This window comes from Pseudomonas sp. 67(2021), from assembly GCF_017491835.1.
Lineage (GTDB): Bacteria > Pseudomonadota > Gammaproteobacteria > Pseudomonadales > Pseudomonadaceae > Aquipseudomonas > Aquipseudomonas atacamensis.
This window is the reverse complement of sequence record NZ_JAFGYL010000002.1, coordinates 146,927-172,414: the sequence shown is the minus strand read 5'-3', so window position 1 is coordinate 172,414 and position 25,488 is coordinate 146,927. Positions and strand designations below refer to the sequence as shown.

24 protein-coding genes and 1 pseudogene are annotated in these 25,488 nt (G+C 61.0%); 13 read left to right on the top strand and 12 right to left on the bottom strand.

What is annotated here, in order from left to right; all coding sequences use genetic code 11:
* Positions 1 to 5 precede the first annotated feature (5 nt).
* A complete protein-coding gene (locus J5M66_RS04400) occupies positions 6 to 2,387 on the bottom strand; it encodes a DUF3772 domain-containing protein (protein WP_207807282.1) in 2,382 nt (793 codons plus the stop codon).
* A 165-nt stretch (positions 2,388 to 2,552) separates the two neighbouring features.
* Between J5M66_RS04400 and J5M66_RS04395 the strand changes: the two genes are divergently transcribed.
* The 6 genes from J5M66_RS04395 (at position 2,553) to J5M66_RS04370 (ending at position 5,708) form a co-directional block, all read left to right on the top strand.
* Positions 2,553 to 3,062: a CinA family protein gene (locus J5M66_RS04395; protein WP_110599071.1), complete on the top strand. Its 510-nt coding sequence runs from the start codon at positions 2,553 to 2,555 to the stop codon at positions 3,060 to 3,062.
* Positions 3,059 to 3,577: a hypothetical protein gene (locus J5M66_RS04390; RefSeq protein ID WP_207807281.1), complete on the top strand. Its 519-nt coding sequence runs from the start codon at positions 3,059 to 3,061 to the stop codon at positions 3,575 to 3,577. The genes J5M66_RS04395 and J5M66_RS04390 overlap by 4 nt, the downstream gene beginning before the upstream one ends.
* A 7-nt stretch (positions 3,578 to 3,584) precedes the next feature.
* On the top strand, positions 3,585 to 4,040 hold the full coding sequence (locus J5M66_RS04385) for a YetF domain-containing protein (protein ID WP_024012534.1): 456 nt from the start codon (positions 3,585 to 3,587) through the stop codon (positions 4,038 to 4,040).
* Between the two features lie 86 nt (positions 4,041 to 4,126).
* Positions 4,127 to 4,354 (top strand): PLD nuclease N-terminal domain-containing protein, encoded by a 228-nt coding sequence (locus tag J5M66_RS04380; protein ID WP_024012535.1) that lies wholly within the window; start codon positions 4,127 to 4,129, stop codon positions 4,352 to 4,354.
* 41 nt (positions 4,355 to 4,395) lie between these two features.
* A complete protein-coding gene (locus J5M66_RS04375; RefSeq protein ID WP_073475215.1) occupies positions 4,396 to 5,565 on the top strand; it encodes a zinc-dependent alcohol dehydrogenase in 1,170 nt (389 codons plus the stop codon).
* Positions 5,562 to 5,708 carry a hypothetical protein gene (locus tag J5M66_RS04370; protein ID WP_016774259.1) on the top strand — a complete coding sequence of 49 codons (147 nt, stop codon included), beginning with the start codon at positions 5,562 to 5,564 and terminating at the stop codon, positions 5,706 to 5,708. Before J5M66_RS04375 ends, J5M66_RS04370 begins: the two co-directional genes overlap by 4 nt.
* Positions 5,709 to 5,820: 112 nt before the next feature.
* On the opposite strand, the gene J5M66_RS04365 is transcribed toward J5M66_RS04370, so the two are convergent.
* Complete coding sequence (locus J5M66_RS04365; RefSeq protein WP_207807280.1) at positions 5,821 to 7,044, bottom strand: MFS transporter; 1,224 nt, start codon at positions 7,042 to 7,044, stop codon at positions 5,821 to 5,823.
* Positions 7,045 to 7,151: 107 nt separating this feature from the next.
* Between J5M66_RS04365 and J5M66_RS04360 the strand changes: the two genes are divergently transcribed.
* Both J5M66_RS04360 and J5M66_RS04355 read left to right on the top strand, forming a co-directional pair.
* Positions 7,152 to 7,607: a helix-turn-helix domain-containing protein gene (locus J5M66_RS04360; RefSeq protein WP_110599075.1), complete on the top strand. Its 456-nt coding sequence runs from the start codon at positions 7,152 to 7,154 to the stop codon at positions 7,605 to 7,607.
* Between the two features lie 164 nt (positions 7,608 to 7,771).
* The gene (locus tag J5M66_RS04355; RefSeq protein ID WP_024012539.1) at positions 7,772 to 8,197 is read left to right on the top strand and encodes a VOC family protein; all 426 of its coding nucleotides are present in this window, start codon (positions 7,772 to 7,774) and stop codon (positions 8,195 to 8,197) included.
* On the opposite strand, the gene J5M66_RS04350 is transcribed toward J5M66_RS04355, so the two are convergent.
* Positions 8,198 to 9,112 (bottom strand): LysR family transcriptional regulator, encoded by a 915-nt coding sequence (locus J5M66_RS04350; RefSeq protein WP_207807279.1) that lies wholly within the window; start codon positions 9,110 to 9,112, stop codon positions 8,198 to 8,200.
* Positions 9,113 to 9,314: 202 nt separating this feature from the next.
* Between J5M66_RS04350 and J5M66_RS04345 the strand changes: the two genes are divergently transcribed.
* The 3 genes from J5M66_RS04345 to J5M66_RS04335 all read left to right on the top strand — a co-directional run bounded on the left by J5M66_RS04345 (position 9,315) and on the right by J5M66_RS04335 (position 12,123).
* Positions 9,315 to 10,655: a nucleobase:cation symporter-2 family protein gene (locus tag J5M66_RS04345; protein WP_207807278.1), complete on the top strand. Its 1,341-nt coding sequence runs from the start codon at positions 9,315 to 9,317 to the stop codon at positions 10,653 to 10,655.
* 33 nt (positions 10,656 to 10,688) lie between these two features.
* Positions 10,689 to 11,198 carry a nucleoside deaminase gene (locus tag J5M66_RS04340; RefSeq protein ID WP_016774265.1) on the top strand — a complete coding sequence of 170 codons (510 nt, stop codon included), beginning with the start codon at positions 10,689 to 10,691 and terminating at the stop codon, positions 11,196 to 11,198.
* Positions 11,199 to 11,388: 190 nt separating this feature from the next.
* Entirely contained in the window at positions 11,389 to 12,123 is a 735-nt protein-coding gene (locus J5M66_RS04335) for a class I SAM-dependent methyltransferase (protein WP_207807277.1), read from the top strand.
* Here J5M66_RS04335 and J5M66_RS04330 read toward each other — a convergent pair.
* The 9 genes and pseudogenes from J5M66_RS04330 to J5M66_RS04290 all read right to left on the bottom strand — a co-directional run bounded on the left by J5M66_RS04330 (position 12,120) and on the right by J5M66_RS04290 (position 19,091).
* Positions 12,120 to 12,368, bottom strand: a complete 249-nt coding sequence (locus J5M66_RS04330; protein ID WP_016774267.1) for a DUF6555 family protein — start codon at positions 12,366 to 12,368, stop codon at positions 12,120 to 12,122. The two genes, J5M66_RS04335 and J5M66_RS04330, sit on opposite strands and share 4 nt — an antisense overlap.
* 84 nt (positions 12,369 to 12,452) lie before the next feature.
* Positions 12,453 to 12,692, bottom strand: a complete 240-nt coding sequence (locus tag J5M66_RS04325; protein ID WP_016774268.1) for a hypothetical protein — start codon at positions 12,690 to 12,692, stop codon at positions 12,453 to 12,455.
* A gap of 145 nt (positions 12,693 to 12,837) precedes the next feature.
* A complete protein-coding gene (locus J5M66_RS04320) occupies positions 12,838 to 13,770 on the bottom strand; it encodes an MBL fold metallo-hydrolase (RefSeq protein ID WP_123442767.1) in 933 nt (310 codons plus the stop codon).
* A 39-nt stretch (positions 13,771 to 13,809) separates the two neighbouring features.
* On the bottom strand, positions 13,810 to 15,012 hold the full coding sequence (locus tag J5M66_RS04315; RefSeq protein ID WP_110599079.1) for an NAD(P)/FAD-dependent oxidoreductase: 1,203 nt from the start codon (positions 15,010 to 15,012) through the stop codon (positions 13,810 to 13,812).
* A 449-nt stretch (positions 15,013 to 15,461) separates the two neighbouring features.
* Positions 15,462 to 15,821, bottom strand: coding sequence for a DUF6124 family protein (locus J5M66_RS04310; protein WP_016774270.1), 360 nt, complete (start codon positions 15,819 to 15,821; stop codon positions 15,462 to 15,464).
* A 116-nt stretch (positions 15,822 to 15,937) separates the two neighbouring features.
* Positions 15,938 to 16,303, bottom strand: a complete 366-nt coding sequence (locus tag J5M66_RS04305) for a hypothetical protein (protein WP_123442765.1) — start codon at positions 16,301 to 16,303, stop codon at positions 15,938 to 15,940.
* 446 nt (positions 16,304 to 16,749) lie between these two features.
* Positions 16,750 to 17,298, bottom strand: a pseudogene (locus J5M66_RS04300) (pyocin); the annotation flags it as partial.
* Positions 17,299 to 17,609: 311 nt separating this feature from the next.
* A complete protein-coding gene (locus J5M66_RS04295) occupies positions 17,610 to 17,990 on the bottom strand; it encodes a response regulator (RefSeq protein WP_016774274.1) in 381 nt (126 codons plus the stop codon).
* Positions 17,991 to 18,086: 96 nt separating this feature from the next.
* Complete coding sequence (locus tag J5M66_RS04290; RefSeq protein WP_071171896.1) at positions 18,087 to 19,091, bottom strand: DJ-1/PfpI family protein; 1,005 nt, start codon at positions 19,089 to 19,091, stop codon at positions 18,087 to 18,089.
* A gap of 198 nt (positions 19,092 to 19,289) precedes the next feature.
* Between J5M66_RS04290 and J5M66_RS04285 the strand changes: the two genes are divergently transcribed.
* Both J5M66_RS04285 and J5M66_RS04280 read left to right on the top strand, forming a co-directional pair.
* Positions 19,290 to 19,961, top strand: a complete 672-nt coding sequence (locus J5M66_RS04285; RefSeq protein ID WP_016774275.1) for a response regulator transcription factor — start codon at positions 19,290 to 19,292, stop codon at positions 19,959 to 19,961.
* A gap of 56 nt (positions 19,962 to 20,017) precedes the next feature.
* Positions 20,018 to 25,480: an ATP-binding sensor histidine kinase gene (locus J5M66_RS04280; protein ID WP_207807276.1), complete on the top strand. Its 5,463-nt coding sequence runs from the start codon at positions 20,018 to 20,020 to the stop codon at positions 25,478 to 25,480.
* Positions 25,481 to 25,488: the final 8 nt, after the last annotated feature.

Sequence of the window (25,488 nt, the reverse complement as noted above, 5' to 3'; positions counted from 1 at the left end):
CCGAATCACGCCGCTGGCGGTTTCGCCAGCGCAATCCCCGCTACGCCCAACCGCTTCAACACTTCGAACAACAAATCGCTCTTGGTCAGCCCGACAATCCTCGGGCTGCCGACGTAGCCGGTGACCGTGAGGGTTATGCCGTCCGGCGACAATTTGCTGAAACGCACGAACGGCGCCGGTTTATCGAGGATGGTTTCGTTCTCGTGATACGCATCCAGCAGCAGTTGTTTGACCTCTTCAGGATCAATATCCAGCGGGAAAACCAGCTCCAGCGACGCCACGCCCTGAGCGCTGCCGCCAAGGGTGACGTTGCGCAGGTTCTGCGAGATCAGTTGCGAGTTGGGCACGATCACGATCGAGCGGTCGCTGAGCTGGATTTCCGTGGCACGCACGTTGATCCGGCGGATGTCGCCCTCGACGCCGCTGATGCTGATCAGGTCGCCGACTTTCACCGGGCGCTCGGTGAGCAGGATCAGGCCGGAGACGAAGTTCTTGACGATCTCCTGCAAGCCAAAGCCGATACCTACGGATAGCGCACTGACGATCCACGCCAGATTGGTCCACTGCACGCCCAACGACGACAGCGTCAGCAGAATTACAAAGGCGTAGGCGATGTTGGAAAACAGCGTGCTCAGTGACGCGCACATGCCCGGGTCCATGTCGGTCTTGGGCAGGAATTCGTTGTCGAGCCAGCGGCTTAATGCACGGATCAGCCAGATGCCAATCAGCAGTGCCAGCAGCGCGTTGAGCAGATGCGCCGGGACGATATTCAGCTTGCGCAAACCGGCGCCGCCAAGGATCGACATGATGTTGGTGACCAGTTGGCCAAGCGTGGTGCCGATGCCGCCGACAAACAACGAAATCAGCGCCATCAGCATCAGACCGGCGCGGCTGACGCCGGACAACAGGATCGACGTCTGCTCGAGGCGCCGGTCGCTGACGCCGAGCAATTGCTTGAGCGCCTGGCCGCTCGCGTGTTTCGGCGAAAACAGGTGCTCACAGGCGTCCTTGACCAGCTGAATCAGCAAGTAGAAGCCCGACAGCACGACATAGCCCCACACCAGCTCATAGCTGATGAACCGTGCCAGCGAAACATAGCCGGCAAGCAGGGCGATGGCCGTCACCAACATCGAGAGACTGGCGACGCTGTAGATCAGCCCGGCGAACACGCTGTTCGTAGCCGACGCGTCATTGGCTGCGACCAAGGCCTTGCGCACTTTGCCGACGCGCAACAGCATCGTGCCGATGATCGCCAACACCACAATGGAAATCACGCCGCGCCCGGCCATCACGATGTGGCTGCTCATGCCTGTGGCATTGGCGACTTGCACCAGCGTCACCAACACCAGCAACGAGCAGGCGAGGATTCGCGGATAAGGCTTGAGGGCCAGCGCCACTGGATCGGCAATCGCTGGCAGGCGCCAGGACGGGTGCGCGGTGGAGAGCAATGCGCGGCTGAGCCCGGTGATCAGCACGCAGGCATAGACGACTTTCTCGAACTCTTCGGAGAAAGTTTCCAGCACCGGCGGCAGTGCGTCGTGGCGGGTGCAGGCGTAGAACAACAGCTTCAGGGCGATGGCGGTGGTGACGAACGTCGCGATAGCTGAGGCGAAGGCCAAGGCGCTTCTGCGCAGTCGGCCCTCCGCCACGCGATGAATGCAGAACCAGGTCAGCCCGCGCTCAGCCAGACGTCGGCCGAAGGTCCAGATCAGCAGCGCCAACAGCACCAGTACGCAGGTGTAAAACCGCTCGCCCGGCGCCCAGACCGTGGCCCATACGTCAGCCACCTGCTCGACGAACAGTCGCAGGCGCTGGCGGTCGTCTTCGCTTGGATTGACCAGCGGTGTCCAGAAATACGGGCTCAATACGCTGCGGGTGCTCAGGGTCAGTTCGCTTTCCAGCAGGGTGCGGCGGATGCCGGCGATTTGCGTGATCAGGTCGGCGGCGTTCTGTTTCAGTGCGGCGAGGCTTTTCAGGGTGCCATCGATCTTGCTTTTCTGCTCCGCCAGCGCCGCCCGCTGCGCGACGATATCGGCTTGCTCGGCGGCCACCTCGGCGTCTGGAGCGGTGCCGAGCACGCCCAGTTGCACCGCCAGTTGCGCCTGTTGCGGCAACAGCGCTGCTGACAATCGATCGACATCGAGAATGAACGCCTGCACCCGATCCTGCGGGCCTTCGAGCTGGTTGTAATTATTTGCCGCCGAAATCTGCTGCTTGAGCCCGTCCAGGCGTTGTTGCAGGGCTTGCAGATCGCTTTGCGAAATCACTGGTAGCGGCGCTGCGCCTGTGTTTGCCGGCGCGCCAAGGTCCGCCGCCCACAGTGCAGCGCTGCCCGGCATCAGCAGTAGGAACAGAATGAAAAACAACGACTTGAATGAACAGCGCATGGGGGCGGCGGGCTCGAGTGGATCACACAGTCTATGAGGGTAGGTGATCGCGCCGAACGGGGCGGAAAACTTTCTCTGCAAGAGGCGCTTACACGCTCATCAAATCCGGCGGAATGATCCGCGCCGCGAGCGGTCAACCGGCAATAACAGCTTCGAGAACATGCCATGTCCATTGCCAAGGAAACCATTGAATACCTGCGCCAACATTCGTTGATCATCACCACCGCCGAATCCTGCACGGCCGGGGAAATCGTCATGTTGCTGTCGGAAGTCCCCGGCAGCGGCGAGCTGATCGAGTGCGGCTATGTGGTCTATTCGCCGCAAGCCAAGCAGCGCCTGCTGCACGTCAGCCCGGCGACCATGGACACCTTCAATCTGACCAGCGTGGAAGTGGCCAGTGAAATGGCCATCGGTGCGTTGCGCGACAGCACCGCCAACGTTGCCGTCGCCACCACCGGCATTCTCGGACCCGATGATATGGACGGCATCAAGGCCGGTACGGTGTGTTTCGCCTGGGCATTCCAGTTCGATGACAAACATTTTCTGTTCAGCACCCAGCAATGGTTTGCCGGATCGCGCAGTGAAGTGCAGACCCTCGCTTCTGAATTCGCCCTGCAGCAGTTGCCGGACTATCACCGTCGCGCCTTGCGCGGCGAAGGAGGGTGGCGCCGATGAAGCACGACGCTGAGCATCCCGATCTGCGCAGTCGGCAGTTCCCGGTGCAGGAGGACATGGCCTATCAGTTGAAGGTCTGGCGCTTCGAGCACATTGGTTGGTATCTGCTGGTGCTGTGCATGCTGCTGGGCCTGTTGGGGCTGTTTTCCCGTGGCGTGCTCAGTTCGCAGGACGCCCGCAGCGCCGATGGCAAAGTCCAGGTCGAGTACGAGATGTTCCACCGCAACGGCTCGACCAACCCGCTGAAACTCAGCGTACACACGGCGCCTGAAGCCACTGTCGAACTCGACATCGGTGGCGAGATGCTCGATGGCTTCAGCGTCGAAACCATGCAACCGGCCCCGATGCGTATGCGCAGCTCAAAACAGGGCATGCGCTTGTGGTTGCAGGCGGATGCGCAAGGGCAGGCGACGCTCTATGTGACGCTGCGCGGTGACGGATTGGGCCTGTTTCGCAGCCAAATCCGGGTGCCGGGCTCGAGCGAAGTGAAGCTTACTCAATTCATTTATCCATAGGTGACCCATGGACTCGGTGTTGCGCGCACTCGCGATGTATCTGGCACTGATGGTGCTGTTCAAAATTGCCGGCCGGCGTTCGCTGGCCGAGTTGACGACGTTTGATTTCGTCCTGCTGATGATCATCGGTGAAGCCACCCAGCAAGCGCTGCTCGGTGATGATTTTTCTCTGACCAATGCGTTTCTGGTGATCATTACGCTGATCGCTGTGGATGTCGGTTTTTCCCTGCTCAAACAGCGTTCCAGTTGGGTGTCGCGGCTGATTGATGGCGAGCCGACGATCATTGTCGAGAATGGCAAGCTGTTGCACCGGCGCCTGCGCCATGCGCGGCTGGTCGAGGCAGATGTCATGGAGGCGGCGCGCTCCAGTCAGGGCATAGAAACCATCGACCAGATCAAATTCGCAATCATCGAACGCAACGGCAAGATTTCCGTGATCCGCCAGGATCCGGAAGGCGGCTGAACCTTTGACGCCGCACGGCCGCAATTTTTTTGAACGCTGAAAAAGCCTCACAGCCCAATGCTTACAAGTCATCGGAGGATTGCGAAATGAACGAGGCAGCCAGTTACTTCTCCATCGCCGTGGCGGTGATCATTCTGCTGGTCGATCTGTGGGCGATTGTCAGTGTGTTTCGCAGCAACAAAAGCGTCGGCGTCAAAGCCGCCTGGGCGATCGGCCTGATTGTATTCCCGGTGCTCGGCCTGATCGTGTGGGGCATCGCCGGCCCGCGCGGCGTCAAGGAAGGGCCTTCGTCGCCGGAGCACAGTAAGGGTTGAGAACCCTGATTTGCGCACATCCGGAAAATGGGAGGTGAACGATGAAAGCTGTTGTATTTCATGGCGTCGGGGACATCCGCCTGGACGATGTGCCCGAGCCAACCATTCAAGCGCCGACCGATGCCATCGTCAGGCTGACCGCGTCGGCCATTTGCGGCACCGATCTGCATTTCATTCGCGGCAGTGCGCCGGACATGCAGCCCGGTACGATCCTCGGGCATGAAGGTGTGGGGATTGTCGAAGCACTTGGCGAAGACGTGCGCAATCTCAAGGTTGGCGATCGCGTGCTGATTCCTTCGACCATTGCCTGCGGCAACTGCTCGTACTGCCGCGCCGGCTATTTCGCCCAGTGCGACGTGGCCAACCCCAACGGTAAAACCGCTGGCACGTCATTTTTTGGCGGGCCGAAAACCACCGGGCCGTTCGATGGCCTGCAAGCCGAGAAAGCGCGCATCCCTTTCGCCAACATTGGTCTGATCAAACTGCCGGACGCCATCACCGACGATCAGGCGATTGCCATGTCGGATATTTTTCCCACTGCCTGGTTCGGCGCCGACATGGCCCGGATCAAGGACGGCGACACGGTGGCGGTGTTCGGCTGCGGGCCGGTCGGGCTGTTTGCGATTATCAGCGCGAAGCTGATGGGCGCCGGCCGGGTGTTCGCCATCGATGGCCTGGAAGATCGCCTCGCTCGCGCGCAGGCATTGGGTGCCGAGTGCATCAACTTCGAGAAAGAAGATCCAGTTGAAACCATTGCGCGCCTGACTGCGGAAATTGGCGTGGATCGGGTGATCGAGGCCGTGGGCATCGACGCCAACCATTCCCATCACGGCCATCACCATCCTGCGCAGTGGCAACCGGGCGATGCGCCTTCGCAAGCGCTGGAATGGGCGGTCAAGGCTGTGGCCAAGGCCGGCACGATTTCCATCATCGGTGTCTATCCCGCCGGGTTCGACAGCTTCCCGATCGGCGAAGCGATGAACAAGAACGTGCGTATCAACATGGGCAACTGTCATCACCGCAAATACATTCCCAAGCTGATCGAAATGACCCTCGCCGGGCGCGTCGATCCAGCGAAAGTGCTGACGCAGGACGAGCCTTTGACTGACGCGATTTCGGCGTTCAAGGCGTTTGATCAACATCAATCCGGCTGGATCAAGGTCAAGCTGGAACCGGGTAGCGATACCACTGCTGACAGGAGATCGTCATGAAAAAAATCTGCGTATGTCTGGGGTTCTGCTCGATGTTTCTGTTGAGCGGCTGCTTCGATTCCAACGATGCACCCAACAAGGACGGTGACAAAAGCAAACCGTCGGTGCAGATGCAGACCGAGAAGCCTGAGGAGGGCAAGTAACTGCTGGCAAATAATCCCTGTGGGAGCGAGCCTGCTCGCGAAGGCGTCAGGTCGGACAACTCTGTGCTGACTGATGCTCCGTTTTCGCGAGCAGGCTCGCTCCCGCACTGGTTCAGTTCGAGTAGCGGTATTCCAGCCATGCCCAATACAGTAAAGCCACAGCACTGACCCCACCCCCGAGAAAACACACCGCCACCCAGCCAGAGTGCGCATAGGTATACGTAGCCGCGATAGCGCCCAAACCACTGCCCACCGAGTAAAAGCACATATACGCACCGACCAGTCGGCTCTGCGCATCGGGCCGTGCGGCGAAGATCAGGCTTTGATTGGTCACGTGCACCGCTTGCACGGCGAAGTCGAGCAGGATCACTCCGACAGCCATGGCCAGCAGCGAACTGTCGACAAATGCGATGGGTAGCCAGGACAGCGTCAGCAGCGCCAGGGCGATGCCGGTGGTGCGATTGCCCAAGCCGCGATCGGCCAGGCGCCCAGCCCGTGCGGCGGCGAGCGCGCCCGCCACTCCGGCCAGACCAAACAGGCCGATCTGCGTGTGGGACAACGACAGGGGCGGGGCGCTGAGCGGCAGCACCATCGACGTCCACAACACACTGAAGGCGGCGAAAATCAGCAGGGCGAAGATGCCGCGGACGCGCAGTACCCGCTCAGTCAAAAACAATTCCAATACCGAGCGCAGCAGTCGCCAGTAACTGCCCTGCGCGGGCGGTTTTGCCGAGGCGGGCAGGGTGCGCCATAACAGCAGGGCCAAGCCGATCATCATGACTGCCGAGACAAAATACACGCCGCGCCATCCGGCCAGATCAGCCACTACGCCGGAAACGAAACGCGCCAGCAAAATGCCCAGTACCACGCCACTGGTGACGGTGCCCACCGCGGCGCCGCGCTGCTGCGGGCGAGCAAGGCTGGCGGTGCAGGCGACCACCACTTGCACCACCACCGCCAGCAATCCCACCAGCATCATGGCACCGAGCAACACTCCCCAGCTCTCGGACAGGCCCACGGCACACAGCGCCGTCGCAGACAAAAGCAGTTGGCTGACGATGAGTTTCTTGCGATCGAGCAGATCACCCAGCGGCACAATGAACAGCAGCCCGACCGCATACCCGGCTTGCGTGGCCGTGACCACTACGCCGATCGCCCCCGGTGGAACCCCGAGGCTGGCGGCCATCGATTCCAGCAATGGCTGTGCGAAGTAAACATTGGCCACCGCCATCGCGCAGGTGATTGCAAAGAAAAAAGTCTGCAAACGACTCAGCCCGGTCGTTGCGCTGTCAGTTGCGGCTTGCGCATTGACCGGGTTTTGCGTCTGACACGGCATCCTTGCTTCCTCGTAGTGTGGTTTTGAATTGAAACCGAGGCGTTGATCTTTATTCATTCGGGTTGTTAAATGCAACCACATTCAGTAGCTGATCCATCAGGAATCACATGGCCCGACAACAAACATTGGCACAGAGCGAATGCCCGGTGGCCCGAACCCTCGAAGCCATTGGCGATCGCTGGGCCTTGATGATCATTCGCGATGCGTTCGATGACGTGCGCCGGTTCAGCGAATTCCAGAAACGTCTGGGCCTGGCCAAGAACATCCTCACGGTCAAACTGAAAATGCTCGTCGAGCTCGGCGTGTTGCAGATTCAGCCCGCGTCGGACGGCAGTGCCTACAAGGAATACGTGCTCACCGACATGGGCCGCGCGGTGTTCCCCATCGTCGTCAGCCTGCGGCAGTGGGGCGAGCGCTTCCTGTTCGCGGAAGGCGAGGAGCACTCGATTCTGCTCGACAACGAACGGGCCGAGCCCGTTGAGACTCTCGTCGTGCGCTCCAAGGCGGGCGCGGTGCTGGCCCCGGCGGACTGTCACCGAAAAGTGGTGACGCGCCGGCAATGAAGCCGGGCAGATAGCCGTGGCGTGTATTCACAGCCGCGCTATCTCCATGGCATGAAAAGTCGAGTCGGCAACCGCCGGGTTTTTGATCTAGGCTGTTTTCGATCCTCGATCAGCAGCGGTGCGCCGTTGCCATATTTCCAGCAACGCAATTACCGGAGTGCCTGATGAGCCTTTCACCTTTCCACCTCGCCATCCCGGTCTACGATCTTGCCGCTTGCCGACGTTTTTACGGTGAAGTGTTCGGCCTGGAGGAGGGCCGGTCCAGCGCGCAATGGGTCGACTTCAACTTCTACGGCCACCAATTGGTGATCCACGAACAGCCGAAAACGGCTGCCCAGCAAAGCATTAATAGCAACCCGGTAGACGGTCACGACGTACCGGTCCCGCACTTCGGCATCATTTTGCAGTGGGAGCAATGGGAGGCACTGGCCGAGCGGCTGAAGTCATTCGGCACGCAATTCGTGATCGAGCCCTACATTCGATTCAAGGGTCAGGTCGGCGAACAGGCGACCATGTTTCTACTCGATCCCTGCGGCAATGCGCTGGAATTCAAGGCGTTCAAAGACATGAGTCAGGTGTTTGCCAAATGATCACAGCGTAGTGATCTGCCCGTTGCGATCGCGCTCATAAACCTTGTTGGCCTGCAGCTTCTCCTTCAGCCAGCGCTCGGCCGTGCCCAAGGCCCGTTGGCGCGCCCACAATAGATCGACGCCGATTTGCCAGTCGGTATGCGGGTACGCCGACAGCTGCAACTCGACCAGTTCGCCATTACCCAGTTCACGCTGGATCAGCTGGCGCGGCAGAGTCGCCCAACCGAGGCCGGCGCGGACCATTTCCAGCAGGGCCAGATAGCTTTCCGCTTGCCACAGTTGCGTCGAACGCAGGTATTCACTGCTCGGCAGTTTGCTGGCGTGCGCACTGAAAGCCAGGCGCCGGTGCACGTGCAAATCGTCGAACGTGACATTGTCCAGTTTCGCCAGCGGATGATCGGGATGGCAGACGTGCAGCATGATCAGTTTGCCCAGTTGCTGAAACGCCAGTTCCCGAGGATAGCCCGGCTGCGAAAACGCCACGCCCAGCACCGCCTCGCCACTGCTGACCAGTTCGCTGACATCACCGTAGACCGGGTGACGAATGATCAGATCGACAAACGGGAAGGCCTGCTCGAACGCTTGCAGCACCGGCATGATCGGGCCGTACGGCGTTTCAATCGCCAGGGTCAGGCTCGGTTCGACGCTGTCCGAGAGGCAATCGGCGTGGGCCTCGAAGGTCATGCAGCGCTCCAGTACCGCCTCTGCCTGCACCAGCAATTTATGCCCGCTGGCGGTGAGGGCAGGGCTGCGATTGCGGCGGTCGAACAACTCGACGCCAAGGTCGGTTTCCAGATTGGCAATAGCCGCGCTGATAGTCGACTGCGTCTTGCCCAGCTTGCGCCCGGCGGCGGAGAACGAGCCGCTTTTCACCACCTGGACGAACATCAGCAACTGATCGAGTGAGAAGCGCACGCGGTGTACTCCGGGTTTGAGCGAGACGGCGATTGTGCCGCGTCTTTGCCATCGAAAAAAGCGATGGTTGCCAATTTGTTTCATCGGTAAAAACATTCAAGGATGACCTCGCGTCTTCGAACGCCGGGGCCGATTCTCTCTCTGCATCTGTCCCTGAGCGCCCGCGATTACAACCAACGCTGCCCCTTCAGGAGCTTGTGCCATGACTACACAACGCGTTCACCCGGTCGACGAGATGTTGCCCCTGCGGCAGCTTTTCACCTTCGGTCTGCAGCATGTTCTGGTGATGTATGCGGGAGCGGTGGCGGTGCCGCTGATTCTCGGCAGTGCGATGGGGCTGACGTCGGCTCAGGTGGTTTTACTGATCAACGCCAACCTGCTGACGTCCGGTGTGGCGACGCTGATTCAGACCCTCGGTTTCTGGAAGTTTGGCGCGCGTTTACCATTGATTCAGGGCTGCTCGTTCATTGCGCTGGCGCCGATGATCATGATCGGCAAGGAGTTCGGCCTCAGCCAGATCTTCGGGGCGGTGATCGCCGCCGGCTTCCTGACCATCGCACTGGCGCCTGTGTTCAGCCGCTTGCTGCGATTCTTTCCGCCCGTGGTGATTGGCAGCCTGATCACCATCATCGGTATTTCACTGATGCCGGCGGCGGCAATCTGGCTGGGTGGCGGTAATCCCGATTCGCCCGACTTCGGTCGCCCGGCCAATCTGCTGCTGGGCCTGGCCACGGTCAGTGTGACGCTGGTGATTTATGCGACATTCAGCGGTTTCATCGGCAATCTCAGTGTGCTCATCGGCTTGTTTGTCGGCAGCCTGATCGCTGCCGCCTGCGGCATGACGCACTTCAATCGGGTCAGCGAGGCGGCGTGGTTCGAGTTGAGCGCGCCAATGGCGTTCGGTCCGCCGGAATTTTCTCTGGTACCGATTCTGATCATGACCCTGGCGATGCTGGTGATCATGGCCGAGACCACTGGCAACTGCCTGGCCATCGGCAAACTGGTCGGCAAACCGACTACGCAGCAGACCCTCGGCAACGCCTTCCGCGCCGACGGCTTGTCGACCATGCTCGGTGGTGTGTTCAACAGCTTTCCCTATAACGCCTTCACGCAAAACACCGGCCTGATTGCGCTTTCGAGCATCAAGAGCCGCTTCGTCGTCGCCGCCGCTGGCGCGATCATGGTTTTGATGGGCTTGTTCCCCAAGCTCGGCGCGTTGATTGCGGCGGTGCCCACTCCAGTGCTGGGCGGCTGCGCAATCGTCATGTTCGGCATGACCACGGTGGCGGGCATTCAGGAATTGTCACGGGTGCAGTTCGAGGGCACACGCAACGCCATCATTGTTGCGGTGTCGGTCAGCGTCGGCGTCTTGCCAATGTCGTTTCCGGCCCTGTTCGAACACGTCGGCCCGACGCTGAAACTGGTGCTCGATAGCGGCATTTTCCTCGGTGCGATCACCGCCATTCTGCTCAATGTTCTGCTCAACAAACAAAAACCATCGACCGACGCCGTCGGCGCTTCCACGGCCGAACTGGCTGACTGACCTTTGTCTTTTTCCACTGCCCAGGAGTTACCCATGAATCAATTCACTCAGCTTGTCCCGGCCGGCGTCAGCGATCTGGACCTGGCATTGCTGCGCCAGACCATCGCCCTGTCGCAGGCGTCGAAACAACGTGGCCGGCACCCGTTTGCGGCGCTGGTGGCGGACCGCGACGGCAAGGTCATTGCCGAAGCGGGCAACAATTCGATGCCGCCGGAAGGTGATCCCACCCAGCATGCCGAACTGGTCGCGGTCGCTGCGGCGGCGAAGCGGTTGTCACCCACGGAGCTGGAGGCGTGCACGCTGTACACCAGCGCCGAACCTTGCTGCATGTGCGCGGGCGCGGTGTATTGGACCGGAGTCGGGCGAGTGGTGTATGCGTTGTCGGAACATGCTTTGCTCGGGCTGACCGGCGATCATCCGGAGAACCCGACGTTCTCGTTGCCGTGTCGCGAAGTGTTTGCCAGAGGGCAGCGCACGGTCAGTGTCTTCGGGCCGATGCTGGAGGCAGAGGCGGCTGAGCCGCATAAAGGGTTCTGGTCTTAGTTGTCATGGATCGTTCCCACGCTCCTGCGTGGGGACGCACCCGCTGACGCACCCGCTGACGCTCTGCATCACTTTTACTTCGCCGGGATGACATCCACACATTCCCCAGCGGAATGCCCCCCATGAAATCATTGGATTTTTCTTCTCCACGCTCACCGCGTAGCGTGTCGCAAAGACAAGGAGAATCGCCATGACCCAACCCGCCACTGACGCCGCCGGCAAATTCGACACCTCCCGCGCCAATGAATATGCCCGGCAAAGCCGCATTGCCCTGGCTGGCTACGATGCCTGTCACGACCTGTCGGCCTGCATGCTCGCCGCCAGCCTTGGGCAGTCGCGTTCGGCAAACGTGCTGGTGGTGGGCGCGGGGGGCACCGCGCAGGAAATCATCGCCATGGCCGCGCTGGAGCCGGATTGGCACTTCACTGCGGTCGATCCTTCCGGGCCGATGCTCGATGCTGCGACCGAACATCTGCGCGCCAATGATCTATTGCACAGAGTCCAGATACATCTCGGTCATGTCGAAGACTTGCCGGCCGACGCATCTTTCGACGCCGCCACCCTGATCGGTGTACTCCATCACCTGGGCGGTGATGAGGCCAAGCAACAAATACTGCGCTCCATTCAGGCCCGCCTCAAACCCGGCGCGCCATTGATCGTGGCCGGCAATCATTACGCTTACGCCAGTCAGCCGTTGCTGCTGCAAGCCTGGAGCCAGCGCTGGCGACAGCAGGGCGCAACCGCTGACGAGGTGCAGGCGAAACTCGGTAAGATTTTGCAGGGCGCTGATCCGCCGCACTCGGAGGCGGCGGTGCAGGCTTTGTTACATGGTGCCGGATTCGGCGATGCAACACGGTTTTTCAGCAGTCTGTTCTGGAGCGCCTGGCTGACGTGCAAGCTCAGCCAGGCGACCCGACTTGCCTAAGCCTCCGTCCAGTCCAGCGCTGCCGTCTCGCGCCATTTCACGTCGGTAATCCCATAGCGCTCGGCCTGGGGTTTGGAAACCACTTTCAACGGTGGTTTACCTGGTTTGGGAATCGGCGCAATACCGGCGTCACAGCTCGCCCAATGCCAAGCGTCGGCGTTGCGCATACTCTTGGCGCGGATGACGAATGATTTTGGCTGGTCGTGATGTTTGTATTCGATGACGAAAATATCGGTGCTACGCATGAGTTCCTCCTTACGCTCATACGTAAATGATTTTGTCCGACAAGAAAAATTCAAAGGATTTTCTGGCCGGATGATCAGCGTCACTCAGCGCTCTAAAACGCGGTTCTTCATGAAGCCGCGCAGGTTCATCAGGAACAGGCAGAGCTGCAGAACGATCAGCGCGTAAGCCCCGGCATGGACGCCCCAGATCACCCACAGCAAATTGCTCAGACTGAAACAAACGAAACCGCTCATGCGCCGTTGCGGTCGTTGCGAACCGATCAGCCACGCGGCCAGAACGGTAACCAGCATCGCCGGCCATTGCACCCAATCCAGATATGCCAACGCTCTGTCCTCTGCACAGATTTGTTTGATGCAGAAAGGGTACACAGCAACCGAAGGATGGTCACCGCCCGCACGGCTCTGCGTAGCAATGGCGGTGAAAAAGGTTTCGCCCGGCAGAAGCCGGGCGAAGATTTCAGGCGCGCAATCAGTAATCCCAAATCGCAGGTATCCAACGGAAAGCAGCACCATTGATCGCGACCCTACCCACCGAAGGGAAGGCCAGATGCGTGGCGACGAACAGCTCGCCGCTGGCGGCGGCTTCCTTGAGCATGCGCACGCGCACTTCCACCGATTTGGCCGGATCGTGTTCGAAACCGTTGTGCCAGTCGGGGTGATCGAACGCCACCGGGAACAATGCGTCACCGGCAAAGGTCAGGCGCTCGCCACCGGAGTTGACGTAGACCACGCAGTGCCCTGGCGTATGACCACCGGTGAGTTTTGCAACTACGCCAGGTGCAACCTGACATTCGTCTTCGAAGATGTGCAACTTGCTTTCATAGTGGTCGATGAACGCGTTGGCGGTGCTGCGCAGGACGTCTGGTACTGGTGCGGGCATGTCGGTGCTGGTGAAGTCTGGCGTGGACCAGAAATTCACTTCGGCCGCGGTGACGTGGATGCGCACGTCGTGACGCAGACGGCTCTTCACCGAGTCGACCAGCAGGCCGCCGATATGGTCCATGTGCATGTGCGTGATGACGATATCAGTGATGTCGGCGAGATCCACCCCGGCAGCGGCCAGGCGCTTGGGGAACTGCCCGGCACGCGGGAAACCGGGGAATTGGCCACCGAGGCCGGAGTCGACGAGGATGACTTGTTCGCCGCTACGCACCACCAGCACGTTGAGCGCCCAGTCGAAGGCGTCAGGGCCCAGATACATTTCCTTGAACCAGGCGGCACGGTCGGCGGGGTCGGCATTGGTTGACATGGTCTGGGTCGGCAACGGCAACACGCCGTCGCTGATCACCATCACGTCAATGTCGCCCAGGCGCAGGGCGTAGCGCGACGGCACCAGTTCTTCGCTTTGCGTTTGCAGGGCCACCGCGCGGTTGGCGGTGAAGGAATCCAGATGCAGGGTCATGGTGTTCTCCTTGTTTTCAGGGCTAAAGCGGAGGTGAAATCAGGCTACAGGGATCAGCGGATCGGCGGCCGCGAGGGCAGCGCGACGATCTGCGGCGGGCGGGTAGATCCACACCGTGTTGATCTGCGTCTTCAGCTCTTTGGCTTCGGCCTTCACCAGCTTCAGCTGACGATCCCAGCCTTCGGTGTATACCGCGCCCCAGGCGCCCAGATCCAGGCAAGTCACGTACTTGGGCTGGCGATACATTGTCGGAGCGACGCCGAGGAGATCGGCGGCGGCGTTGTTGCCGGCGTAGCGACCCAGGCTGATCGCGTGCTGGCAAGACATCGCAGCATAGTTGCCGAAGTCGTCTGTGGCGGCGCGAGCGACATCACCAGCGGCAAAGACGTGATCGATGCCGTGCACCTTGAGGTTGCCATCGACGTGCAGGCGGCCCTGGCCATCGCGTTCGGCGTCGAGTTGTTCGGTGAGCGGGCTGGCGCGGAAACCTACGGTCCAGATCACGGTCTGGCTTTCGATGTGGCGGCCATCGGCGAGGGTGACGCCATTGGCATCCACAGCGGCAACGCTGGCATCGACGATCCATTCGATACCCAGGTCATTGGACGCCTCGATGATCGACGGGCGAATGCCATCACCCATGGTCGCGGCGATGTCCTTGCTGCGATCGACAATGATCACGCGCAGGTCTTGATCCTCACCGATGATCGCACGCAGGCGCGCCGGCATTTCCGTCGCAGTTTCAATCCCGGTGAAACCGCCACCGGCGACCACCACGGTGTTGCGCGCAACACTGGGCGGTTGGTTGCCGAGGGCGATGAGATGGCGTTCCAGACGCGCCGAGGATTCGATCTGATCGACATCGAACGCATGCTCCTTGAGGCCAGGCACCGGAGGCCGAGCGAGCTGGCTGCCGCTGGCGAGAACCAGCCGATCGTAGGCCAGTTCACCCGGACGCCCGGCCTCGTCGCGGTAACCGACTCGGCGCGCCCGGGCGTCGATGCTTTCAGCGGTGCCTTTGACGAAGCGCACACCCACCGCATCGAACAGCGCGTCGAGCGGCGCGTACATGCTGTGCACGTCCGGCTCGTAGAAGCGCGGGCGAATACGCAATTCGGCTTGCGGGGCGAGCAGCGTGATCTCGACATCCTGACGGGCATGCATATCCAGCAAACGCGCAGCGCTCAGCGCGCTCCACAGCCCGCCGAACCCTGCACCGATCACCAATAATTGCTGTTTCATAATGTGCTCCCTGACGCTGATGGATGGATGACACCCGAGCCCGGCGCGGACTCTGGCGTGACGATCAGTGGCCGCCGCAACTGCTTGCCGTACTGCCTGGCGCTCAATCGTTCGCCGTCGAGAGTCATGCTAGGGCGGGGAGGATGCGGGCGCAGTTGTCCATCGGTGTGCGTGGGGTACGCATGGGTGGAAGAGGGGTATACGAAGGTATGGGGGGGCGAGGTGGGAATACCGGGCGAGGTGTTGTTCGAAACGAACATCGCCGCGATCGGCGAAGTCCTTTCGGGTTATGCCTTTTTCGGAGCTGGTGAGAATCAAGGAATCGATCAACCGCGCGGTGCAGAACAACATTCGCAGCTTTCTGGTCAGCTTGGACAGCGCCCACCTGGCTCGCTGAAATGGGCGACGCAGCGCAGGTGCCAGCACGCCTGCGCGGCCGATGCCGTTGTTCAGTCTGTGGGCACTACGTTATCCAACGCTTTGTTGACGGCCAATTCTCCTAGCATGACCACCTGCGCGATGCCCAACAGGGTATTGCGTCGTGAACCCTCCAGCATTCCGGCGAAATCGCTGAGCATCACCGTGGCGGAAGCCAGGGATTCGCAAGCGTTGACCAACAGTGATTCTGTGTCGGACTCAGGATTGACCATAAACAACGTGTTGGGACTGTAGGGCGTGGCGTTGATCTTGGCCGGCGCGAGGTAATGGTCGAGCGCGCGCTCGGCGGCGTCGTGAAGTTTTTTTGAATGGAAGGATTCATAAGGCGATACCGATTCGGTGACCGGCGGATGGGACGGTGTCTGTGACATCAGCTGAAACTCCGATGAGCGCCGCTTGAGCGTCTGGGTATGAGGACGACGCGCCACGGCTGTGGTGCGTCCGCTGGCAGTGAGGGGAGCACGCCCCCTCATGCCTCGATGGCCGGCTAGTTCGACACGCGTCGGCTGTCGAGCACGCGATTGACGATGAGCTCACTCAACATGATCACCTGCTGCAACATCAGCAGCGATCGACGCTGTGGATGGTCAATCACGCCGCCGATTTCGCGGGCCGTGTCATTGGCGGCTGCCAGCGATTCACAGGCTTCGACGAGCAACGTTTCCTCATCCACCGTCGGGTCAATGAGAAAGATCCTGCCTGGCTGGCGCTTGGGAATGGTGGTTTTGAGCGTCTGAGGGTCGAGGTAAAAGTTGATGGCGCGAGCAGCCGCATCTTTTATCCGCTGAGGTTCCAGAGCAGGGTCGTACGGGATTGAATCCGCTTCCGGCGGGTTTGGGGTTACTTTGAACATTGATGAAGCTCCTAACACATTTAAGGGAGGCTTCACCCTTTCGCTACCAAACGAAGGGTGGCGGCCATGCACAGGTTGGTAGACCGGGTGTTAGGATCCGGCGCGCCATAGGACGCCCTATACATGGCCACCGCAAATCCGAGACAGAAATCTCGACGGCAGATCTGTATATCTAACACTGCGGGCTACCAAACCCGATCACCTATTTCAGTGACCGACAAACGATAGGACCCGCAGCCTAGACGCACAAGCCGGCGGATTCTGAAGTACCCGTAGGCAGCGGCGCAAGGCGTTGTAGGCTTTTTGGAGGAGAAATCGGTGTAATTTAAACGTGCTTGCCAAGTCGTGTTTATGCGCTGTACGTGCCTGCTCATCTCACCTTTTCAGAATATCGGAGACCCGAATCTGTTTAGCCGATCTCAAGGCCGTTGCGCCGTGGGGCGGAGAAAGCCGTAGGCGTTGACGGAGCCGTCCGGCAACGTTTTTACGTTGACACGAACACGCGTTCGGCCGGTTTCAAGCGTGGCGTATTGCTCGTCCTTATAGAAGGCACTGTCCGGGGCGATGCTGGTGTTGGGCATCAATAGCGCGACGGTGCCCACGGCAGCGCCTGCTGCCATGGCGCCTGCGCCGTCGAGTAGGCCTAGCGCGAGTGAGCCACCCAGCCGATGGGCAACGGCACTACCGGTTGCGGAGCCGCCGACAAACTGGAGGGGCGTGCCTTCGGCGGTAATCGCTGCGCCAGTGGCCAACACGGCCCATAGCCCGTAGTCCGCCAGTTTTTCAACGGGGACGAACCCTGTCGGGTTGCTGTGGTTGATTTCGCCGTCGGGCAGGTTGCAGCTTTTGGCGAAGACGCAACCCTTGAGGTCGGGTTTCGCGTCTGGCGCTGGCGGGAGTTCTTTGTATTGCGCCCAGTGTTGGGCGTTTAGGTCGACAGGTTCGACGCCGGTGTTGCGGTAACCCTTGGGTGGGTTGGGGACGTAGCCGCTCAATCCTTGGTTCCTTGTTCTGGTCCTTTTTGAACGGGGTGGAGGGTGAAAGGCGGAGTTTGCAGTGGCAATTAGTGGCGCTTTGATTCTAGATTCTGAGGCGCCTCTCATTTCCGTGTGATCAAGTCAGCGCTTAAGGAAATGGGGTAGCTCAACTACCTCCGTAATCTCTGGAGCTTCCCCTCGCTCCCAGCCCTCTCCTCGAGGAGAGGGAGCCGACCGTGTTGTCTTCTGTCAGAAATCGGCCTGATCGACCGAGTCGATAGGGGGCTATAAATCCAGGCGACACGCAATTCAATGCGATCAGGGCCTTATCAAGTGTTTTCAGATTTACGCGGTGCAAACTCAACCCAGGCAAGTAGCTCGTCCGCCGCAAAGGGTTTACGCAGGCAGGCAACGACATCGGCTTCTCGAAACTTGGCGCAAAGCAAACCACTCTGATCCGCCGACACAAAAATCACCGGCATCCGCCAGCCTCGCGCCCGCAGTGCATCCAGCATCTGCAAACCACCCATGCCCGGCATCTGAATATCGGAGATCAAACAATCAGTCTGCACCGGCCCGTCCGAGTCAAGGTAGTCCGCCGGCGCCGCATAGCAGAACACCTGATACCCCGACGCCCGCAGCAGGCTGCTCAGCGATGTGCGCATTGCCTCGTCGTCGTCCACTACCGCAATGACATGCGTCTTGTGCATAACGCTCCCGGGCCGGGCGGCCGAGCTGGTGACTCCTGTCGTTCTTGCACCATACGCTGATGGCCAGCGGGCAAAACTATACGTAGGTATAGCGGTTCAGCCATCGCGGCTGAAGCGACTGCGGTAGTCGCGCGGGGAGATCGACAGGTGGCGCTGGAAGCAGGCGCGCAGGCGTTCTTCATCGTTGAAGCCGCAGATGCGGGCGATTCGTTCGATTTTGTGCGGGGAGTTTTCCAGTAGGCGTTTGGCCGCTTCGAGTCGGAACAGCTCGAGCGCTTTCGACGGTGTGCGCCCGGTGCGCGCTTTATAGACCCGCGTGAAGTTGCGCAGGCTCATTGCGGCTTGCTCGGCGAGGCGCTCCACTGTCAGATTCGGATCGCCGAGGCGCTCCATGAGCCAAAGGTGCAGATCATCGAACATTGCAGCGTCCTGCGCCTGCGATTGCAGCAGCGTGCTGTATTGCGCCTGGCCGCCGGGGCGTTTGATGTACACCACCAATTCCCGCGCGACTTGCAACGTCACTTCACGGCCGCAATCGGCCTCGACCAGCGCCAGCGCCAGATCGATCCCGGCGGTGACTCCGGCCGAGGTCCAGACCTTGCCTTGCTGAATGAAGATCGCGTCGGCATCTACCTCGACCGCTGGAAAGCGATCGCGCAAAGCGTCGCACATCGCCCAGTGAGTGGCAGCGCGGCGGGCGTCGAGCAATCCGGCCTGAGCCAGCAGAAACGCACCACTGCACACCGAGACCACGCGGCGGGCGAGGTGAGCATGGTCCTGCAGCCAGTCGCTCAGTTCGCGGTGCTTCTCAAGGGTCTGGCAGATGTCAGGGGCGCCGGGCACGACCAGCGTGTCCAGCGCGGCGGTGTCGAGCGTGGTTAACGCTTGGGTGTCGATGGCCAGCCCTTCGACGGTCTGGATCAAGCCACCGTTGAGGCTGGCGGTGTGCAGTTGATATCCAGACTGCCCGCGCTCGGCCATGGCTTTGCTCGCGGCCCAGAACACGGTTTGCGCACCGCTGAGATCGAGCAGGCTCAGGCGTGGGTAGGCGATGAACACCACGTCGCGCGGAGCCGTTGTAAAAGCGGGATGAGTGGACATCGCGGGCCTGCCTGTTTGCAGCGCTGGCGGCGGACTGCCTCAGCCTGGCCGATTTTCAGGGGTTTCTGGCCGGCCGGCAATGGCGCTGACTGTTAGCCTGATTGCTGACCGTCCGGCAGGTGTCTGGCTGCGGTGGCCATCCTGAACTAGATTTATTGACCAGCCCAACGCGTGCTGCGATCTCGCCGAGGAGACACAATGACCTTGTGGTCGCATTCCAGCCCTGCGCAAAGTCCCGGCGTGCTCGGCGAGCCAGTGGTGTACGTGGTCGATGACGATGCCTCGATGCGCCAGGCGCTCGACAGCTTGCTGCGCTCGATCGGCCTCCAGGTGCAAACCTTCGACAGCGCCGGAGATTTTCTCGCGCAAGCGCAACGTGAGGTACCCGGTTGCCTGGTGCTCGACGTGCGCCTGCGCGGCGAAAGTGGCCTGACGTTTCAGGAACAGATGGAAAAAAACGGCTTGCGCATCCCCGTGGTGTTCATGACCGGCCACGGCGACATCGCCATGAGCGTCAAGGCGATGAAGGCCGGCGCGGTGGATTTTCTGGCCAAGCCGTTCCGTGATCAGGACATGCTCGACGCCGTGGCCAGTGCGTTGGCTCGCGACCGTGCGCGGCTGGCAGCCGAACACTCCGGCGCCGTTTTGTGTCGGGCTTACCAAACCCTGACCGCACGTGAGCGCGAAGTGCTCGGCTTCGTCATTGCCGGGCTGATGAACAAACAGATTGCCGGACAGCTCAACCTCAGCGAGGTCACGGTCAAGGTCCACCGTGGCCAGGTCATGCGCAAAATGGCCGCACGTTCAGTGGCCGATCTGGTGCGTATCGCAGAAGCGCTGGGCATCGAGCCTGTCCAGCGCAACCCCTGAGCGCTGGCGACGTGCAACTCACCGTGCGGCAAAAAACCTGAGCAGTGTTGACGCAGATGGCCAGCAGAAAACAGATTTTGTGGGACGACGGCGAGCGGGTGCTGTCCCGTGAGCGCGGTTCGAATGATGGCAGCCTACTGGCGGTGCGTCCGGCGATGGGCCAGCCACTGCCGAGCACCCTGGAGCGTCTGGCGCATGAATACAGCCTCAGGGACGACCTCAATCCTGCCTGGGCGTTGCAGCCGACAGCTTTCGAGCGTACGGGCACCCGAGTTCGTCTGCTGTTCGACGATCCGGGCGGCGAGCCGTTGTCGCGGTTGCTGGTCGCCCCGCTGGATATCGAAACCTGTCTGGAATTGGCCACGAACATCGCCAAGGCACTGGGCCATATGCATCAGCGTGGTCTGGTGCACAAAGACCTGAAACCGCAGCATGTTTTTGTCCATTGTCATGATGGGCAGGCGCGGCTGACCGGCTTCGGCCTGGCCACGCGCTTGCCACGGGAGCGGCAAGCGCCCACGCCACCGGAATCTATCGCCGGGACGCTGGCCTACATGGCGCCGGAACAAACCGGGCGGATGAATCGTTCGATCGATTCGCGTAGTGATCTGTATGCCTTTGGCGTGACGCTTTACCAGATGCTCACCGGCTCGCTGCCGTTCAGTGCAAATGACCCGACGGAGTGGGTGCATTGCCATATCGCGCGCCTGCCAATGCCCGTATGTGAACGGGTGGCGACGGTGCCGCCGATGTTCTCGCGACTGGTCATGAAACTGCTGGCGAAAACGGCCGAGGAACGCTATCAGAGCGCAGCCGGTGTCGAGCATGACTTGCGCCGTTGCCTCGATGACTGGCGCCGTATGCGGCAGATCGAGACGTTCACGTTGAACGAGCAGGGCGCCTGCGAGCGCTTGCTGATTCCGGAAAAACTCTACGGCCGCGAACACGAAGTGCAAACGTTGATCGATGCCTTCGCCAATGTGGTGCAGACAGGCGCGCCGACACTGGTGCTGGTATCCGGCTATTCCGGCATCGGCAAATCGTCGGTGGTCAGTGAACTGCACAAGGTGCTGGTGCCGTCGCGTGGCTTGTTCGCCGCCGGCAAGTTCGACCAGTACCAGCGCGACGTGCCTTATTCGACCCTGGTTCAGGCCTTTCAGGGGCTGGTGCGGACGCTATTGGGCAAGCGCACCGACGTACTGGCGGGCTGGCGCGAAGCACTGTTGCGGGCACTGGAAGCGAATGCGCGGTTGATCACCGATCTGATCCCCGAACTCAAGCTGATCATCGGCGAGCCGCCGCCCGTGCCTGAGTTGGAGCCGCAACAGGCGCAGCAGCGGTTCCTTCAGGTCTTGCAGCGTTTTATCGGCGTGTTCGCTCAGGCCGAGCATCCGTTGGCGCTGTTCCTTGACGACCTGCAATGGCTCGACGCGGCCACCCTTGATCTGCTCGAAGATATGCTCAGTCGCGCAGAGACCCCTCATCTGCTGCTGGTCGGTGCTTATCGCGACAACGAGGTAGATGGCGATCACCCACTCAGCCGCACACTCAAGACCCTGCATCACGCCGACGTACACATTGACGAAATTCGTCTGGCGCCACTGGCTGGCGCGCACATCGAACAACTGATCAGCGAGTCACTGCGCTGCCCGCCGGCGAGCATTGTCGCGCTGGCGCGGCTGGTACTGGACAAGACCGCTGGCAATCCGTTCTTCGTCATCCAGTTTCTGCACGCCCTGGCCGAGGAGAAGCTGCTGACATACGAGCCTGCGCGCAAGCGCTGGCGGTGGGATGTGCACCTGATCAACGGCAAGGGCTACACCGACAATGTCGTCGATTTGATGGTCGGCAAACTGGCGCGGCTGCCCCAGGAAACCCGCCAGGCGCTGCAACAACTGGCCTGCCTGGGCAACGTCGCGCGTCTCGACACGCTGGCCACAGTCCTTGATGTGCCGGTGCCTCACGTTCACTCCGCATTGTCGCCGGCGGTGCGGCTGGAGTTGGTCGAGCGTCAGGACGGTGCCTACAGGTTTGTGCATGATCGCATCCATGAGGCGGCGTATTCGCTGATCGCGGAAACCGAACGGGCGCAAATGCACCTGCGCATCGGCCGGCTGCTGGCACTGCAAACCCATGGTGAGCGGCGCGAGGAGGCGATCTTCGAGATTGTCGGCCAGCTCAATCGCGGTGCGCATCTGATCAGCCTGCGTGCCGAGCGCGAGCAGCTGGCCGAGTTCAACCTGCTCGCCGGCCAGCGAGCGAAGGCCTCGACCGCTTATACCTCAGCACTGACCTATCTGGGCGCCGGCGCAGAACTGTTGGGCGAGCAGGGTTATGACAGTCGGCATGAACTGGGTTTCGCTCTGGAGCTGAACCGTGCCGAGTGCGAATTTCTCACCGGCCAACTGCAGCTTGCCGACTCGCGCCTGGCGACATTGGCCGAGCGCGCCGTGACCACCGTCGAGCGCGCGGCGGTGGCGTGCATGCAGATGGATGTCTACTTGCTGCTCGATCGCAGTGACCGGGCGGTGACGGTGTGTCTGGCCTTTCTGCGTCAGGTCGGCATCGATTGGCCAGCGCGTCCGGACGATATTCAGGTGCGCGACGAATATCAGCAGGTCTGGACCAGGCTGCGCGGGCGCAGTATCGAGCAGATGATCGACTTGCCGCTGATGGAGGATCCTGCCGCGCGGGCCACCCTCGATGCGCTGGGCAAACTCTTCGCGCCGGCGGTGCAGTCGGATCTGAACCTCGCCAGCCTGACCATTTGCAAAGCGATCAGCCTGAGCCTGCAATATGGCAACTGCGACGCCTCCTGCCTGCTCTATGCCAACTTCGGGCGCGTGTCGGGGCCGCGTTTTGGCGACTATGCCGCTGGTTATCGATTTGGCCGTCTGGGCTGCGATCTGGTTGATCGGCGCGGGCTCACGCGTTATGAAGCGAGCACTTGGTTGTGCTTCTCGATCTTCGTGGTGCGCTGGATGCGGCCAGTGCGCGAGTGCCGCGAACTGTTGCGCCGTGCGCTCAACGCGGCCCATCGCAGCGGCGATCTGCCGTATGCAGCGTTCGCTGGAAACAGCCTGATTTCCGATCTGTTGTTTATCGGCGAGCCGCTGGCCGAGGTGCAGGCGCAAGCGGAATCAGGGCTGGTCTATGCACAAAAGGTCGGTTTCGGTCTGGTGGCGGATTTCATGCGCTGCCAGTTGACGCTGATCCGCATGCTGCGCGGGCAGACGCCGACGTTCGGCTGTTTCGACGATGAGGGGTTCGATGAAACAGCTGTCGAAGCGCATCTGGCCGGTTCGGCGGATCTGGCGCTGGCGCGCGGCAAGTACTGGGTACGCAAGTTGCAGGCGCGCTATCTGGCCGGGGATTACGCGGCGGCCGCTGAGTGCGCGGCCCAGGCGCAGGGACTTTTGTGGGTGGTTTCGGCGTTTTTCGAGGAGGCCGAATACCATTTCTACGCGGCTTTGACCTTGGCGGCCCACGGCGAAACTGACGCCGGTGCTTTGCAGCGTCTGGGTCAACATCATGAACAGTTGCAGACGTGGGCGCGCTTGTGTGCAGAGACCTTCGCCAGTCAGGTGGCGCTGGTCGGCGCGGAAATGGCGCGCGTCACCGGGCAGTTGCTCGAAGCCGAATTACAGTACGAGCAAGCCATTCAATTGGCTCAGGACAATGGTTTGCTCCATATCCAAGCGCTGGCCAACGAACTGGCCGCACGGTTCTACAGCGCTCGCGGTCTGGCCAGGATATTCCGCGTCTACCTGCGCGACGCACGTTATGCCTATCTGCGTTGGGGGGCTGCTGGCAAGGTGCGGGAGCTGGAGCGACGTCATCGTTTTCTGCGTGCCGAAGAGGCGCAACCGAATCCGGTCACCACGCTCATTACGCCAGTTGAACATCTCGACCTGGCAACGGTGCTCAAGGTCTCTCAAGCAGTCTCCGGCGAGATCGTCCTGGACCGTTTGATCGAAACGGTGATGCGCACCGCGATCGAACAGGCCGGGGCCGAGCATGGCCTGCTTATTTTGTTGAACGCCGACGTTCCCTATGTCGCTGCGCGAACCCGTATCGGCGACGGTGCCACGCAGTTGTGCAACGCGCCGCTGCACACGGTGGCGCTGGCAGAGTCGGTGCTCTACCAGACGCTGCGCACCGGCGAAAACCTGTGCCTGGACGACGCGGTTGCCGATCCGCTGTTCGCCGCTGATCCATACGTTCAGCAACGAGGCGCGCGCTCGATCCTTTGCCTGGCATTGATGAATCAGGCGCGGGTCGCCGGGGCGCTGTATCTGGAAAACAACCTGTCCGCCGGGGTGTTCAGCCCGACGCGTCTCGCCGTGTTGCGCCTGGTGGCGTCGCAGGCAGCGATCTCGCTGGACAACGCGCGCCTGTACCGCGACCTCGCCGAGCGAGAAGCGAAGATCCGTCGGCTGGTCGACGCCAACATCATCGGCATCATCGTCTGGGGCGTGGAAGGGGAAATCATCGAGGCCAACGACGCGTTCCTGCGCATGGTCGGTTACACCCGTGATGAGTTGCTTTCGGGCAATGTCCATTGGCGTGACATGACCCCGCCGGCGATGCGCGCTAACAGCGATATTGCACTGGCAACGGCGATCCACACCGGCCGGGCCCAGCCATTCGAAAAGGAGTACATCCGCAAGGACGGCAGTCGGCTGCCGGTGATTGTCGGTCTGGCCGCCTTCGAAGCGAGTCAGCAACAGGGCCTGGCCTTTGTGCTGGATATCAGCGAACGCAAGCTGGCTGAAGAGCAAGTGCGCGAAGGCGAGCGTCGTTATCGTCAGGTGCAAACGGAACTGGCCCACGCCAATCGTGTGGCAACCATGGGCCAGTTGGCCGCATCGATTGCCCACGAAGTCAATCAGCCGATCGCCGCCACGGTGACCCATGCCAATGCCGCGTTGCGCTGGCTCGGTGCAAAGCCACCAAATATCAACGAAGTCGAGCAGGGCCTGCGGCATATCATTCTCGACGGCAACCGCGCCGCCGACGTACTCGGGCGCATCCGCGCGCTGATTCACAAAACGCCACCGCAGCGTCAGCCTGTCAGCCTCAATCTGCTGATTGAAGAAATGGTCGGTTTCAGCCGTGGCGAAGCGCTCAAGCACGGCGCCGAAGTCAGCGTTGAGCTGGCGGCAGATTTGCCTTTCGTAGTGGCGGACCGGGTCGAACTGCAACAGGTGCTGCTTAACCTGATCATCAACAGCCTCGAAGCCATGACGATCATGGCAGAGGGGCAGCGACGTCTGCTGATTCGCAGTGAGGCGCTGGGTGATAACGTGCACATCAGTGTCAGCGATTCAGGGCCGGGCTTTGCCTGCGAGCGGGCGGAGCAAGTGTTCACGGCGTTCTACACTACCAAATCCACCGGGCTGGGCATGGGCCTGTCGATTTGCCGCACGATCATTGAAGGACACGGCGGCAAATTGTGGGCCGAGCGCAATGAGCCGAGCGGGGCGCGGGTGGTGTTTGGCTTGCCGCGTTGTGAATGAACATGATC

Bases quoted from the DNA above. Each gene is read 5' to 3' on its own strand.
- J5M66_RS04345 (WP_207807278.1), top strand. From the start codon at position 9,315: ATGACTACACAACGCGTTCACCCGGTCGACGAGATGTTGCCCCTGCGG.
- J5M66_RS04315 (WP_110599079.1), bottom strand. From the start codon at position 15,012: ATGAAACAGCAATTATTGGTGATCGGTGCAGGGTTCGGCGGGCTGTGG.
- J5M66_RS04360 (WP_110599075.1), top strand. From the start codon at position 7,152: ATGGCCCGACAACAAACATTGGCACAGAGCGAATGCCCGGTGGCCCGA.
- J5M66_RS04380 (WP_024012535.1), top strand. From the start codon at position 4,127: ATGAACGAGGCAGCCAGTTACTTCTCCATCGCCGTGGCGGTGATCATT.
- J5M66_RS04375 (WP_073475215.1), top strand. From the start codon at position 4,396: ATGAAAGCTGTTGTATTTCATGGCGTCGGGGACATCCGCCTGGACGAT.
- J5M66_RS04355 (WP_024012539.1), top strand. From the start codon at position 7,772: ATGAGCCTTTCACCTTTCCACCTCGCCATCCCGGTCTACGATCTTGCC.
- J5M66_RS04285 (WP_016774275.1), top strand. From the start codon at position 19,290: ATGACCTTGTGGTCGCATTCCAGCCCTGCGCAAAGTCCCGGCGTGCTC.
- J5M66_RS04290 (WP_071171896.1), bottom strand. From the start codon at position 19,091: ATGTCCACTCATCCCGCTTTTACAACGGCTCCGCGCGACGTGGTGTTC.
- J5M66_RS04385 (WP_024012534.1), top strand. From the start codon at position 3,585: ATGGACTCGGTGTTGCGCGCACTCGCGATGTATCTGGCACTGATGGTG.
- J5M66_RS04335 (WP_207807277.1), top strand. From the start codon at position 11,389: ATGACCCAACCCGCCACTGACGCCGCCGGCAAATTCGACACCTCCCGC.
- J5M66_RS04295 (WP_016774274.1), bottom strand. From the start codon at position 17,990: ATGCACAAGACGCATGTCATTGCGGTAGTGGACGACGACGAGGCAATG.
- J5M66_RS04365 (WP_207807280.1), bottom strand. From the start codon at position 7,044: ATGCCGTGTCAGACGCAAAACCCGGTCAATGCGCAAGCCGCAACTGAC.
- J5M66_RS04400 (WP_207807282.1), bottom strand. From the start codon at position 2,387: ATGCGCTGTTCATTCAAGTCGTTGTTTTTCATTCTGTTCCTACTGCTG.
- J5M66_RS04395 (WP_110599071.1), top strand. From the start codon at position 2,553: ATGTCCATTGCCAAGGAAACCATTGAATACCTGCGCCAACATTCGTTG.
- J5M66_RS04330 (WP_016774267.1), bottom strand. From the start codon at position 12,368: ATGCGTAGCACCGATATTTTCGTCATCGAATACAAACATCACGACCAG.
- J5M66_RS04305 (WP_123442765.1), bottom strand. From the start codon at position 16,303: ATGTTCAAAGTAACCCCAAACCCGCCGGAAGCGGATTCAATCCCGTAC.
- J5M66_RS04310 (WP_016774270.1), bottom strand. From the start codon at position 15,821: ATGTCACAGACACCGTCCCATCCGCCGGTCACCGAATCGGTATCGCCT.
- J5M66_RS04370 (WP_016774259.1), top strand. From the start codon at position 5,562: ATGAAAAAAATCTGCGTATGTCTGGGGTTCTGCTCGATGTTTCTGTTG.
- J5M66_RS04340 (WP_016774265.1), top strand. From the start codon at position 10,689: ATGAATCAATTCACTCAGCTTGTCCCGGCCGGCGTCAGCGATCTGGAC.
- J5M66_RS04280 (WP_207807276.1), top strand. From the start codon at position 20,018: ATGGCCAGCAGAAAACAGATTTTGTGGGACGACGGCGAGCGGGTGCTG.
- J5M66_RS04320 (WP_123442767.1), bottom strand. From the start codon at position 13,770: ATGACCCTGCATCTGGATTCCTTCACCGCCAACCGCGCGGTGGCCCTG.
- J5M66_RS04390 (WP_207807281.1), top strand. From the start codon at position 3,059: ATGAAGCACGACGCTGAGCATCCCGATCTGCGCAGTCGGCAGTTCCCG.